The sequence below is a fragment of the Pseudomonas sp. S3_B11 genome (genome assembly GCF_054667715.1).
Window position 1 is genome coordinate 718,591 of sequence record NZ_CP162749.1, and the last position, 12,405, is coordinate 730,995.

Consider the following 12,405-nt stretch of genomic DNA (forward strand, 5'->3'; position numbering starts at 1 on the left):
GACTGACGTTTTGTGAGAACCGACCGCATGTACAAGCTTGAAGTCCAAGACCTGCATAAACGCTATGGCAGTCACGAAGTGCTCAAGGGCGTGTCCCTGAAAGCCGCCGCTGGCGATGTGATCAGCATCATCGGCTCCAGTGGCTCCGGCAAGAGTACTTTCCTGCGTTGCATCAACCTGCTTGAGCAGCCCCACGCCGGCAAGATCCTGCTCAACAACGAAGAGTTGAAGCTGGTGGCCGGCAAGGACGGCGCGTTGAAGGCCGCGGACCCCAAGCAACTGCAGCGCATGCGTTCGCGGCTGTCGATGGTGTTCCAGCATTTCAACCTGTGGTCCCACATGACTGCGCTGGAAAACATCATGGAAGCGCCGGTGCATGTGCTGGGCGTGTCCAAGGCTGAAGCGCGGGAGAAGGCCGAGCACTACCTGAACAAGGTTGGCGTGGCTCATCGCAAGGATGCCTACCCGGGCCATATGTCCGGCGGCGAGCAGCAGCGTGTGGCGATTGCCCGTGCGCTGGCGATGGAGCCGGAGGTGATGTTGTTCGACGAGCCGACCTCGGCTCTGGACCCGGAACTGGTAGGCGACGTGCTCAAGGTGATGCAGGCTCTGGCCCTGGAAGGCCGGACCATGGTGGTGGTGACCCACGAAATGGGCTTTGCCCGTGAAGTGTCGAACCAACTGGTGTTCTTGCACAAAGGCATCGTCGAAGAAAGCGGCAACCCGCGCGAAGTGCTGGTCAATCCGCAATCCGAGCGCTTGCAACAATTTCTGTCGGGCAGCCTCAAGTAATCGCTCCCGTTACGCACCTGATTTGGGTCATGCTGCGCACCGCGCGCCAGATGGTCTAATTTGGTTGCAGCCGCTTTTGGCTTTAACACTGTTTTCGCTTCGGATCGCCCGCCATGACTGCCCATCGAATAGGTTTCCTGATTTGGCCCAGCACTAAAGCCTTGACGCTGGCGCTGGCCGAGGAGGCCTTGCGTGTTGCTCAGCGGGTGCATCCGGATGTGGTCTACGAACTGTCGTTCTTGCAGGCCGAACCACCGGCCGATGGCGCCTGGCAACTGCCGGGCGAGCCTTGGGCCGGCAAGCTCGAAGGTTTCCAGAAGCTGTTCCTGCTGGCCGATGAGCCGCCGGCTGCGCTGGCCTCACCCTTGAGCAGCGCCCTCAAGCAACTGGTGCGTGCCGGTTGTGTGATCGGCGGTTTGTCTGCCGGTGTCTATCCCCTGGCCCAACTGGGGTTGCTCGACGGTTACCGTGCCGCCGTGCATTGGCGCTGGCAGGACGATTTCTCCGAGCGCTTCCCCAAGGTCATCGCCACCAGCCATCTGTTTGACTGGGATCGCGATCGCCTGAGCGCTTGCGGCGGCATGTCGGTACTCGACCTGTTGCTGGCGGTGCTGGCCCGCGATCACGGCGCGGAACTGGCCGGTGCGGTGTCGGAAGAATTGGTGGTCGAGCGCATTCGCGAGGGTGGCGAGCGTCAACGCATCCCGTTGCAGAACCGCCTTGGCTCCAGTCATCCAAAGCTCACCCAGGCGGTGCTGCTGATGGAAGCCAACATCGAAGAGCCGCTGACCACCGACGAGATCGCCCAGCATGTCTGCGTATCCCGTCGGCAACTGGAGCGGATCTTCAAGCAATACCTCAATCGCGTGCCCAGCCAGTATTACCTGGAGCTGCGCCTGAACAAGGCCCGGCAGATGCTGATGCAGACCAGCAAATCCATCATCCAGATCGGCCTGTCCTGCGGCTTCTCCTCAGGGCCACACTTCTCCAGCGCCTACCGCAACTTCTTCGGCGCCACACCGCGGGAAGACCGCAACCAGCGACGCAGCAGCAGCCCGTTCGAATTGTCCTCGGTGCCGTCCGAGCGCGGGTAGGGCAGGCACAACCTCTCTGTGGCGAGGGGATTTATTGTGGGAGCAAGATCTGTGGGAACAGGACTTGTGGGGGGGGCTGGACTTGTGGGAGCAAGGCTTGCCCGCGATACAGGCGACGCGGTCCTTGGTGAACCGAGGTGCCTGCATCGCGAGCAAGCTTTGCTCCAGATATATTCCTCGCCGCACGTAGATGCCGACACCTCAAATCCCGCCACAACGTTTAAACTGCGCCTTTGCGACGCTATTTGTCGCATTGCCGTAAACCCGCGAAAAACGTGGGTTGGCGCTATAAGAAGTTGTCGCTTGGCGGCAAGGCCGGGCTGAAAACTGTCCTTACAATCCTTACCAAGCCCGCCAGTTCCAGGCGGGTGTTCCTCATCAGGAGACTCCGATGTCCGTTGAGCAAGCCGCGGTACAACGCGCCGATTTCGACCAGGTTATGGTTCCCAACTATGCACCTGCTGCCTTCATACCTGTGCGTGGCGCCGGTTCCCGCGTATGGGACCAATCCGGTCGTGAGTTGATCGACTTTGCTGGCGGTATCGCAGTCAACGTACTGGGCCATGCCCACCCGGCACTGGTCGGTGCACTGACCGAACAGGCCAACAAGCTGTGGCACGTGTCCAACGTATTCACCAACGAGCCGGCCCTGCGCCTGGCCCATAAGTTGGTCAACGCGACCTTTGCCGAGCGCGCGTTTTTCTGCAACTCCGGCGCCGAAGCCAACGAGGCCGCCTTCAAGCTGGCCCGTCGCGTCGCGTTCGATCGTTTCGGCAGCGAAAAGTACGAAATCATCGCCGCGCTCAATAGCTTCCACGGTCGTACCCTGTTCACCGTCAACGTCGGCGGGCAGTCGAAGTACTCCGACGGCTTTGGTCCTAAAATTACTGGCATCACCCACGTTCCTTACAACGACCTGGCTGCTTTGAAAGCCGCTATTTCGGACAAGACCTGCGCCGTGGTGCTGGAACCGATCCAGGGCGAGGGCGGTGTACTGCCAGCCGAGCAGGCCTACCTGCAAGGCGCCCGCGACCTGTGCGATGCCCACGACGCGCTGTTGGTGTTCGATGAAGTGCAGACCGGCATGGGCCGCAGCGGCCACCTGTTCGCCTACATGCATTACGGCGTGGTCCCGGACATCCTCACCAGCGCCAAGAGCCTGGGCGGTGGTTTCCCGATCGCGGCGATGCTCACCACCGAAGCGCTGGCCAAGCACCTGGTCGTCGGCACCCACGGCACCACTTATGGCGGTAACCCGCTGGCCTGCGCGGTGGCCGAGGCGGTGATCGATGTGGTCAATACCCCTGAAGTGCTGGCGGGTGTCAAAGCCAAGCACGCCAAGTTCAAGGCGCGCCTGGAGCAGATCGGCGAGAAGTATGGCCTGTTCACTCAAGTGCGCGGCCTGGGCCTGCTGATCGGCTGCGTGCTGAACGACTCTTGGAAAGGCAAGGCCAAGGACATCTTCAACGCCGCCGAACAGGAAGGCCTGATGATCCTGCAAGCCGGCCCGGACGTGATTCGCTTTGCTCCGAGCCTGGTGGTGGAAGACGCCGATATCGACGAAGGCCTGGACCGCTTCGAGCGGGCCGTGGCGAAGTTGACGCAAGCCTAAGGCTGAGTCGGACCCCTTGTGGGAGCGAGCTTGCTCGCGATAGCGGTGCCTCAGTGAAATGAATGTTGGCTGACACTGCGCTATCGCGAGCAAGCTCGCTCCCACAGGAGTCTTGCAGCGGTTGAAAAATCGAAGACCGCCGCAGATGCAATGCGGGCCAGGGTGTTCGTTTAGTTTTTTTCTGTGTATCGACCTGACGGTCGAACCCTTTATTTCAAGTTAAGGAGTGACACCATGCTGGTGATGCGCCCCGCGCAAATGGCTGATCTGGGCGAGGTACAGCGTCTGGCTGCGGACAGTCCGATCGGTGTCACTTCCTTGCCGGATGACGTGGAACGCCTGAGCGACAAGATCGCCGCAAGCGAAGCCTCGTTCGCCGCCGAAGTCAGCTTCAATGGTGAAGAGAGCTACTTCTTCGTCCTTGAAGACACCGCGACCGGCAAGCTGGTGGGCTGTTCGGCCATCGTCGCTTCGGCCGGCTATTCCGAACCGTTCTACAGTTTTCGCAACGAGACCTTCGTTCACGCCTCTCGTGAGCTGAAGATCCACAACAAGATCCACGTGCTCTCCCAGTGTCACGACCTGACTGGCAACAGCCTGCTGACCAGTTTCTACGTGGTGCCGGAGCTGGTGGGTTCGCCATGGTCGGAACTCAATTCCCGCGGGCGCCTGCTGTTCGTCGCCAGCCACCCGGAACGGTTCGCCGATTCGGTGGTGACCGAGATCGTCGGCTACAGCGATGAGAATGGCGACTCGCCGTTCTGGGATGCCATCGGTCGCAACTTCTTCGACCTCAACTACGCCGCCGCCGAGCGCTTGTGCGGGCTGAAAAGCCGTACTTTCCTCGCCGAGTTGATGCCCCATTACCCGATCTACGTGCCGCTGTTGCCGGACGCCGCCCAGGAAGCCATGGGCCAGGTCCATCCGCGGGCGCAGATCACCTTCGACATCCTGATGCGTGAGGGTTTCGAGACCGATCACTACATCGACATCTTCGACGGTGGTCCGACCCTGCATGCTCGTGTCTCGGGCATCCGCTCGATTGCCCAGAGCCGCGTGGTGCCGGTCAAGATCGGCGAACCGGTCAAGGGGGCCGGCCGCCAATACCTGGTGGCCAATGCCCAATTGCAGGATTACCGCGCCGTGCTGCTCGAGCTCGATTACGCGCCGGGCAAACCCGTGACGCTGGACATGGAAGCGGCCGAAGCCTTGGGCGTCGGCGAAGGCGCCAGCGTGCGTCTGGTAGCCGTATAACGCTTTACAGCTGAGTTTCGCGGGTGGCGTGAGCGACCCGTTTGAGGAGATAGCATGATCGTTCGTCCCGTACGCAGCAGCGATTTACCCGCTCTGATCGCCCTGGCCCGCAGCACGGGCACCGGCCTGACCACCCTGCCGGCCAACGAAGAGCGCCTGGCCCATCGGGTCGGCTGGGCCGAGAAGACCTTTCGCGGTGAAGCCGGGCGCGGTGACGCGGACTACCTGTTCGTGCTCGAAGACGACGACGGTCGCGTGGTGGGCATTTCCGCTATCGCCGGTGCCGTTGGGCTGCGTGAGCCCTGGTACAACTTCCGGGTTGGCCTGACGGTCAGCGCGTCCCAGGAATTGAACATCTATCGGGAAATCCCGACCCTGTTCCTGGCCAACGACCTGACCGGCAATTCCGAGCTGTGCTCGCTGTTCCTCCATGCCGATTTCCGCAGTGGTCTCAATGGCCGCATGCTGGCCAAGGCGCGGCTGTTGTTCATTGCCGAATTCCCACAGTTGTTCGGCAACAAGATCATCGCCGAGATGCGCGGCATGTCCGACGACAAGGGGCGTTCACCGTTCTGGGAAAGCCTGGGCCGGCACTTCTTCAAGATGGAATTCAGCCAGGCCGATTACCTCACCGGGGTGGGCAACAAGGCGTTCATCGCCGAGCTGATGCCCAAGTTTCCGCTGTACACCTGTTTCTTGTCCGAAGATGCCCGGGCCGTGATCGGCCAGGTTCATCCGGATACCGAACCTGCATTGTCGATGCTCAAGAGCGAAGGTTTCAGCTACCAGGGTTACGTCGACATCTTCGACGCCGGCCCAGCGGTGGAATGCGAAACCGGCAAGATCCGCGCGATTCGCGACAGCCAGGCGCTGGTGCTGGCCATCGGTACGCCGGGCGATGACGCCACGCCGTTCCTCATCCATAACCGCAAGCGCGAAGACTGCCGCATCACCGCTGCACCGGCGCGCTTTGCCGCCGGCACGCTGGTGGTCGATCCGCTGACCGCCAAACGTCTTCAACTCAACGCCGGCGATCAGGTACGTGCCGTCGCGCTGTCTGCTGCCCGGGAGTCGAAATAATGAACTCGCTGTACATCGCAGGAAGCTGGCTGGAAGGCCAGGGTGATCTCTTTGAGTCGTTGAACCCGGTGACCCAGCAGGTATTGTGGTCGGGCAACGGCGCCACGGCGGCACAAGTGGAGTCGGCGGTGCAGGCCGCGCGCCAGGCGTTCCCGGACTGGGCTCGGCGCTCGCTGGATGAACGCATCCAGGTGCTGGAAGCCTTTGCCGCTGCCCTGAAAAGCCACGCAGACGAACTGGCCCATTGCATCGGTGAAGAAACCGGCAAGCCGTTGTGGGAAGCGGCGACCGAAGTGACCAGCATGGTCAACAAAGTCGCCATTTCGGTGCAGAGCTACCGCGAGCGGACTGGCGAGAAGAGCGGCCCCCTGGGCGACGCCACCGCTGTGCTGCGCCACAAGCCCCACGGTGTGGTGGCGGTGTTCGGCCCCTACAACTTCCCTGGTCATTTGCCCAACGGCCACATCGTGCCAGCCCTGCTGGCCGGCAACAGCGTATTGTTCAAGCCGAGCGAACTGACGCCGAAAGTTGCCGAGCTGACGGTCAAGTGCTGGGTCGAGGCCGGTCTGCCGGCGGGCGTACTGAACCTGCTGCAAGGCGCGCGGGAGACGGGTATCGCCCTGGCGGCGAACCCAGGCATCGACGGGCTGTTCTTCACCGGCTCCAGCCGCACCGGCAATCTGTTGCATCAACAATTTTCCGGGCGTCCGGACAAGATCCTCGCGCTGGAAATGGGCGGTAACAACCCGCTGGTGGTGGATGAGGTGGCCGACGTCGATGCGGCGGTCTACACCATTATCCAGTCCGCTTTCATTTCCGCCGGGCAGCGCTGCACCTGTGCGCGCCGCCTGCTGGTGCCGGAAGGCGCCTGGGGCGATGCCTTGCTGGCGCGCCTGGTGGCGGTCAGCTCGACCCTTGAAGTCGGTGCCTTCGACCAGCAACCGGCGCCGTTCATGGGTTCGGTGATTTCCCTGGCCGCGGCGAAGGCGCTGATGGATGCGCAAAACCATTTGCTGGGCAAAGGCGCCGTGCCGCTGTTGAGCATGACCCAACCGCAGGCCCAGGCCGCATTGCTGACACCGGGTATCCTGGACGTGACGGCCGTGGCCGAGCGTCCCGATGAAGAGCTGTTCGGGCCGTTGCTGCAAGTGATCCGCTACAAAGATTTCGCAGCGGCAATCGCCGAGGCCAACAATACGCAATATGGCCTGGCCGCCGGGTTGCTGTCCGATTCCCTGGAGCGTTACCAGCAGTTCTGGCTGCAAAGCCGCGCCGGTATCGTCAACTGGAACAAACAGCTGACCGGTGCCGCCAGCAGCGCGCCGTTCGGCGGTGTCGGCGCCTCGGGCAACCATCGCGCCAGCGCTTATTACGCGGCCGATTATTGCGCGTATCCGGTGGCTTCCCTGGAGACACCAAGCCTTGTGATGCCGGCTGCCCTCACTCCCGGCGTGCGCATGTCTTGAGACCGCCATCGCGGGCAAGCCTTGCTCCCACAGGAGTTATGCCAAATCTGTGAGAGCAAGCCTTGCTCCCACAGGAACTATGCAGAACCTGTGGGAGCAAGGCTTGCCCGCGATAGCCGCGACTCGGTTGTTATTGATGCCTATAAAAAAACAGATCCTCGTGGAGCCTCGCTGATGAAATCCTATGAAGTCAACTTTGACGGTCTAGTGGGGCCGACCCATAACTACGGCGGGCTCTCGTACGGCAACGTCGCGTCCCAGAGCAACAGCCAGCAGTCCTCCAACCCCAAGGAAGCGGCGTTGCAGGGCCTGGCGAAAATGAAAGCGTTGATGGACATGGGTTTCCAGCAAGGTGTGCTGGCGCCACAGGAACGCCCGGACGTGGCGGCCCTGCGTCGGTTGGGCTTTGCCGGTAGCGATGCCCAGGTCATCCAGCAGGCCGCGAAAGAAGCGATGCCGTTGCTGGTTGCCAGTTGCTCGGCCTCCAGCATGTGGGTGGCCAATGCCGCCACAGTCAGCCCGAGCGCCGACACGGCCGATGGCCGCGTGCATTTCACCGCCGCCAACCTGAACTGCAAATACCACCGCAGCATCGAACATCCGACCACCAGTCGAGTGCTGGGGGCGATGTTCGCCAACCAGCAACACTTCGCCCACCACGCCGCCTTGCCGGCGGTGGCGCAGTTCGGTGACGAAGGCGCGGCCAACCACACCCGTTTCTGCCGCGCCTACGGCGAGGCTGGTGTTGAATTCTTCGTGTTCGGTCGCAGTGCTTTTGACACCCGCTATCCCGCGCCGCAGAAATACCCGGCGCGCCAGACCCTCGAAGCTTCCCAGGCCGTTGCCCGTCTGCACGGGCTGAGGGAGGAGGGCGTGGTGTACGCCCAACAGAACCCATCGGTGATCGACCAGGGTGTGTTCCACAACGACGTGATCGCGGTGGGCAATGGCGAAGTGCTGTTCTATCACGAGGACGCGTTTCTCGAGACCGACAAGATGCTGGCCGAATTGAGCGGCAAACTCGCCAAGGTCGGTGGGAAATTTCAATCGGTGTGCGTGCCGCGTTCGGCGGTCACCGTCGATGATGCGGTACGTTCCTACCTGTTCAATAGCCAGTTACTGTCGCGTCCCGACGGTTCGATGCTGTTGATCGTGCCGGAAGAATGCCGTAGCAACGAACGTGTCTGGCAATACCTGCAGGGCCTGACGGGCACTGGCGGGGTGATTCGCGAAGTGAAGGTCTTCGACCTCAAGCAAAGCATGCAGAACGGTGGTGGCCCGGCTTGCTTGAGGTTGCGCGTGGCGCTCAATGAAACCGAGCTGGCGGCCGTCAACCCAGGGGTTATCATGACCGCGCCGCTGTACGATTCGCTGACCCAATGGGTCGAGCGGCACTACCGCGACCGCATGACCGAAAACGATCTGGCAGACCCGCAGTTGCTGCTCGAATGCCGTGCGGCACTGGATGAACTGACACAAATCCTTAAACTTGGCGCGGTTTATCCTTTCCAGATCAATTGAAAGCGCGCGCGACCTGACTACAGTCAAAGCAGGGCGCGTTGCCTTATCCCCAGACGAGAATGTAAAGACATGAGCGATACCCTGCAGCTGATCCTTGAAGACACCGACGGCACTCAACTGGAAACTTCCTGCACCCGCGTCGCGGTGATGTGGCAAGGCAAGGAATTGTGGATCCAGCAGGATGGCCGCGGTCAGTTGCTGATCGGCGTCGATGTCGAGGAAGGGGACGAGGAATACGCCAACCTGTTGTTGCGTCCATTGGCGACCAACCTGGTCAGCCTGCAACTGGAAATGGAACCAGCGGACGTCGGCGACGATGACCATGTCCATGGCCCGGATTGCGGCCACGACCATTAAGGAAACCGCGCTATGCTCGCCCTCGGCAAACTGCTTGAACTGACCCTCGCCGGCCGTGAACCGGCGGAGAAGACTCAACTGACTGTCGAAGGCGTACGGATGCGCTGGTTGAGCGAGGGCGCGCTGGAGGTCAAGCCGCCCGAAGCCCGGGACAACGGCCTGGACCTGCTGCTGTCGGCCGGTATCCACGGCAATGAAACCGCGCCTATCGAGCTGCTCGACCGCTTGCTGCATGACATCGCCCGTGGCCATTTGAAGCCGCGGGCACGCATTCTGTTCCTGTTCGGCAACCCCGAGGCCATCCGGCGCGGTGAGCGTTTCGTCGAACAGGACGTCAACCGCCTGTTCAATGGCCGCCACGAGCTGAGCGGCGGCCCCGAGGCGCTGCGGGCCTGCGAGCTGGAGCGATTGGCCGCCAGTTTCTTCAGCCGGCCAGAACGCAGTCGCTTGCATTACGACCTGCACACCGCCATCCGCGGCTCGAAGATCGAGCAATTCGCCCTCTACCCGTGGAAAGAAGGTCGCCAGCATTCACGCCGTGAGCTGGCACGCCTGCGTGCCGGGGGCATGGAGGCGGTGCTGCTGCAGAACAAGCCGTCCATTGTGTTCAGCGCCTACACCTACGACCAGCTCGGTGCCGAGTCCTTCACCCTGGAACTGGGCAAGGCCCGGCCATTCGGGCAGAACGACGGCGTCAACGTCAGCCTGCTGGAAACCCGCCTGCAACAGATCATCGAGGGCAACGAGCCGGAGCTGGATGAGGGGCTCGATGGCCTGCAGCTGTTCAGCGTGGCCCGGGAAATCATCAAGCACAGCGACAGTTTCCGCCTGAACCTGCCAGCGGACATCGAGAACTTCTCGGAATTGGGGAAAGGCTACGTGCTGGCCGAAGACATCGCCCAGACCCGCTGGGTGATCGAAGAAGAGGGTGCCCGGATCATCTTTCCGAACCCCAAGGTCAAGAATGGCTTGCGGGCTGGCATCCTGATCGTGCCGGCGACCGACGAAAACCTGATCTAAAACCCACACCGAACTATTGTGGGAGCGAGCTTGCTCGCGATAGCGATGTATCAGTCAACATTAATGCAGGCTGAACCACCGCCATCGCGAGCAAGCTCGCTCCCACAGGTTTTTAGCGGCTTTTAGACCGCTACCGCCCGCTGCTCACTACGGCGCAACGCCCGGGTCTTGTGCAACGTATCGGCACAGGTCTTCGCTGCTTCCTGGCCCTTGTGCACGAAATGCTCGAAGAAGAACTTCTGATGTTCTTCCCCGGCATGGAAGTGATGCGGCGTGAGCACCACCGAGAATACCGGCACTTCGGTTTCCAGCTGGACCTGCATCAGGCCGCTGATCACCGATTGGGCGACGAACTCGTGGCGGTAGATGCCCCCGTCTACCACCAGGCCGGCGGCGACGATGCCGGCGTAGCGGCCTGACTTGGCCAGCAGCTTGGCGTGCAGCGGAATCTCGAAGGCACCGCCGACTTCGAAGAAGTCGATATCACTTTCCTGGTAACCCTGGATGATCATTTCGGCGACGAAACCTTTACGGCTCTGGTCGACGATTTCCTTGTGCCAGCAGGCCTGGATGAACGCGACGCGCTCGCCCGGATGACTTTTGCTTTTGCTGTCGATTGCAGTGGGTTGCATGTTCTGGTTCCTGTTTGTGTGAAAAACAGGGCGTCATGAATCGAAGGGGATTCGAGGGTACGCCGCGCACGGACAGTCGCAGTCGGCCCTTGGGTATCAATCCCGTTCTCTCTTCATCCGGACTATGACCGTCGGCCCCGGAATCACACCGGGTCTGCTGACCTTGTCGCTACACCCTAAAAAAGTGGTGTACCACCAAGCGCTCGCGGGCTATGCACGTTGCGTGCAATTACCGCCGGTGGGGAATTACACCCCGCCCTGAGAACGTTTTGCCGCCACGCTTTGTGACGGCGGGCAATTTTTAACACATAACCCCTTGTGGGAGCGAGCTTGCTCGCGATGGCGGTGGATCAGCTTGCATCGCTGCTGAATGTGCCGCCGTCATCGCGAGCAAGCTCGCTCCAACAGGGGTTTTGAATAATCTGTTGGTTCGTGTCGTCCTGGGCTTGATTATTCCTCGCCATGACCGCAGTAATTGCCCTTCGAAAGGGATTTCCCTCCACTTGAGCCCGAGGCCAGATTCATGAGTGTTATCGATCTTCGCAGCGATACGGTCACCCAACCTACCGCCGGCATGCTGGATGCCATGGCCAGCGCGCCTACCGGCGACGATGTGTATGGGGAAGACCCGACCGTCAATCGCCTCGAGGCCGAACTGGCCGCGCGCCTGGGGTTTGCCGCAGCGCTGTTCGTGCCCACGGGGACCATGAGCAACCTGTTGGGCTTGATGGCCCACTGCGAGCGCGGCGACGAATACATCGTCGGCCAGCAGGCCCACACCTACAAATACGAAGGCGGCGGTGCGGCCGTGCTCGGTTCGATCCAGCCCCAGCCCCTTGAAGTGCAGGCGGACGGTTCCCTGGACCTGGCGCATGTCGCCGCGGCGATCAAACCCGATGATTTCCACTTTGCCCGCACCCGCCTGCTGGCCCTGGAAAACACCATGCAGGGCAAGGTGCTGCCACTGGAATACCTGGCCCGGGCCCGGCGTTTCACCCAGGAACATGGCCTGGCCCTGCACTTGGACGGGGCGCGGTTGTACAACGCTGCGGTCAAGCTGAATGTCGATGCCCATGAGATCACGCAGTACTTCGATTCGGTGTCGGTGTGCTTGTCCAAGGGCCTCGGCGCGCCGGTGGGCTCGGTCTTGTGTGGCAGCGCCGAACTGATCGGCAAGGCCCGCCGGCTGCGCAAGATGGTCGGTGGCGGCATGCGCCAGGCGGGGATTCTCGCGGCGGCGGGGCTGTACGCCCTGGAACATCAGGTCCAGCGCCTGGCCGATGACCACGCCAATGCCCAGCGGCTCGCCGAGGGCTTGCGTGCGGCGGGTTATGAAGTCGAGCCGGTGCAGACCAACATGGTCTACGTGCAAATGGGCGAGCGGGCCGAGGCGATCAAGGCATTTGCCGATGAACGGGGCGTCAAGCTCAGCGCGGCGCCACGCCTGCGAATGGTGACGCACATGGACGTGAGCGCGGCGCAAATCGACCAGGTGGTCGCCACTTTCGTCGAATTTTCCCGCCACTGACCCGTCAACCGGGCCAATTGACAGTTTCTATCGCATAAACACGCTGTAC

Annotated in this window: 11 protein-coding genes and 1 riboswitch; of the genes, 10 read left to right on the plus strand and 1 reads right to left on the minus strand. The window is 61.7% G+C overall.

Annotation, left to right across the window (positions count from 1 at the left end):
- The first annotated feature begins 27 nt into the window (after nt 1–27).
- The 9 genes from AB4O22_RS03325 to astE all read left to right on the plus strand — a co-directional run bounded on the left by AB4O22_RS03325 (nt 28) and on the right by astE (nt 10,196).
- Nucleotides 28–792 carry an ABC transporter ATP-binding protein gene (locus tag AB4O22_RS03325; protein ID WP_003204797.1) on the plus strand — a complete coding sequence of 255 codons (765 nt, stop codon included), beginning with the start codon at nt 28–30 and terminating at the stop codon, nt 790–792.
- 113 nt (nt 793–905) lie between these two features.
- Nucleotides 906–1,886, plus strand: a complete 981-nt coding sequence (gene argR, locus AB4O22_RS03330; protein ID WP_003204794.1) for a transcriptional regulator ArgR — start codon at nt 906–908, stop codon at nt 1,884–1,886.
- 391 nt (nt 1,887–2,277) lie between these two features.
- A complete protein-coding gene (locus AB4O22_RS03335) occupies nt 2,278–3,498 on the plus strand; it encodes an aspartate aminotransferase family protein (protein ID WP_223472668.1) in 1,221 nt (406 codons plus the stop codon).
- 234 nt (nt 3,499–3,732) lie between these two features.
- On the plus strand, nt 3,733–4,752 hold the full coding sequence (gene aruF, locus AB4O22_RS03340) for an arginine/ornithine succinyltransferase subunit alpha (protein WP_003204790.1): 1,020 nt from the start codon (nt 3,733–3,735) through the stop codon (nt 4,750–4,752).
- 54 nt (nt 4,753–4,806) lie between these two features.
- Nucleotides 4,807–5,832, plus strand: coding sequence for an arginine N-succinyltransferase (gene astA / locus AB4O22_RS03345; RefSeq protein ID WP_003204788.1), 1,026 nt, complete (start codon nt 4,807–4,809; stop codon nt 5,830–5,832).
- On the plus strand, nt 5,829–7,298 hold the full coding sequence (gene astD / locus AB4O22_RS03350) for a succinylglutamate-semialdehyde dehydrogenase (RefSeq protein ID WP_223472727.1): 1,470 nt from the start codon (nt 5,829–5,831) through the stop codon (nt 7,296–7,298). Before astA ends, astD begins: the two co-directional genes overlap by 4 nt.
- Before the next feature lie 174 nt (nt 7,299–7,472).
- Nucleotides 7,473–8,819 (plus strand): N-succinylarginine dihydrolase, encoded by a 1,347-nt coding sequence (gene astB / locus AB4O22_RS03355; protein WP_003204784.1) that lies wholly within the window; start codon nt 7,473–7,475, stop codon nt 8,817–8,819.
- A 69-nt stretch (nt 8,820–8,888) separates the two neighbouring features.
- Complete coding sequence (locus tag AB4O22_RS03360) at nt 8,889–9,176, plus strand: hypothetical protein (protein ID WP_003178862.1); 288 nt, start codon at nt 8,889–8,891, stop codon at nt 9,174–9,176.
- A 12-nt stretch (nt 9,177–9,188) separates the two neighbouring features.
- On the plus strand, nt 9,189–10,196 hold the full coding sequence (astE, locus tag AB4O22_RS03365; protein WP_003204782.1) for a succinylglutamate desuccinylase: 1,008 nt from the start codon (nt 9,189–9,191) through the stop codon (nt 10,194–10,196).
- Between the two features lie 122 nt (nt 10,197–10,318).
- On the opposite strand, the gene AB4O22_RS03370 is transcribed toward astE, so the two are convergent.
- A complete protein-coding gene (locus AB4O22_RS03370; protein ID WP_024618891.1) occupies nt 10,319–10,828 on the minus strand; it encodes a 6,7-dimethyl-8-ribityllumazine synthase in 510 nt (169 codons plus the stop codon).
- Nucleotides 10,829–10,928: 100 nt separating this feature from the next.
- Nucleotides 10,929–11,098, minus strand: a riboswitch (FMN riboswitch).
- A gap of 253 nt (nt 11,099–11,351) precedes the next feature.
- Here AB4O22_RS03370 and ltaE point away from each other — a divergent pair.
- On the plus strand, nt 11,352–12,356 hold the full coding sequence (gene ltaE / locus AB4O22_RS03375; protein ID WP_223472667.1) for a low-specificity L-threonine aldolase: 1,005 nt from the start codon (nt 11,352–11,354) through the stop codon (nt 12,354–12,356).
- Nucleotides 12,357–12,405: the final 49 nt, after the last annotated feature.

Coding starts and splice junctions, on each gene's coding strand:
- AB4O22_RS03325 (WP_003204797.1), top strand. CDS start 28: ATGTACAAGCTTGAAGTCCAAGACCTGCATAAACGCTATGGCAGTCAC.
- argR (WP_003204794.1), top strand. CDS start 906: ATGACTGCCCATCGAATAGGTTTCCTGATTTGGCCCAGCACTAAAGCC.
- AB4O22_RS03335 (WP_223472668.1), top strand. CDS start 2,278: ATGTCCGTTGAGCAAGCCGCGGTACAACGCGCCGATTTCGACCAGGTT.
- aruF (WP_003204790.1), top strand. CDS start 3,733: ATGCTGGTGATGCGCCCCGCGCAAATGGCTGATCTGGGCGAGGTACAG.
- astA (WP_003204788.1), top strand. CDS start 4,807: ATGATCGTTCGTCCCGTACGCAGCAGCGATTTACCCGCTCTGATCGCC.
- astB (WP_003204784.1), top strand. CDS start 7,473: ATGAAATCCTATGAAGTCAACTTTGACGGTCTAGTGGGGCCGACCCAT.
- AB4O22_RS03360 (WP_003178862.1), top strand. CDS start 8,889: ATGAGCGATACCCTGCAGCTGATCCTTGAAGACACCGACGGCACTCAA.
- astE (WP_003204782.1), top strand. CDS start 9,189: ATGCTCGCCCTCGGCAAACTGCTTGAACTGACCCTCGCCGGCCGTGAA.
- AB4O22_RS03370 (WP_024618891.1), bottom strand. CDS start 10,828: ATGCAACCCACTGCAATCGACAGCAAAAGCAAAAGTCATCCGGGCGAG.
- ltaE (WP_223472667.1), top strand. CDS start 11,352: ATGAGTGTTATCGATCTTCGCAGCGATACGGTCACCCAACCTACCGCC.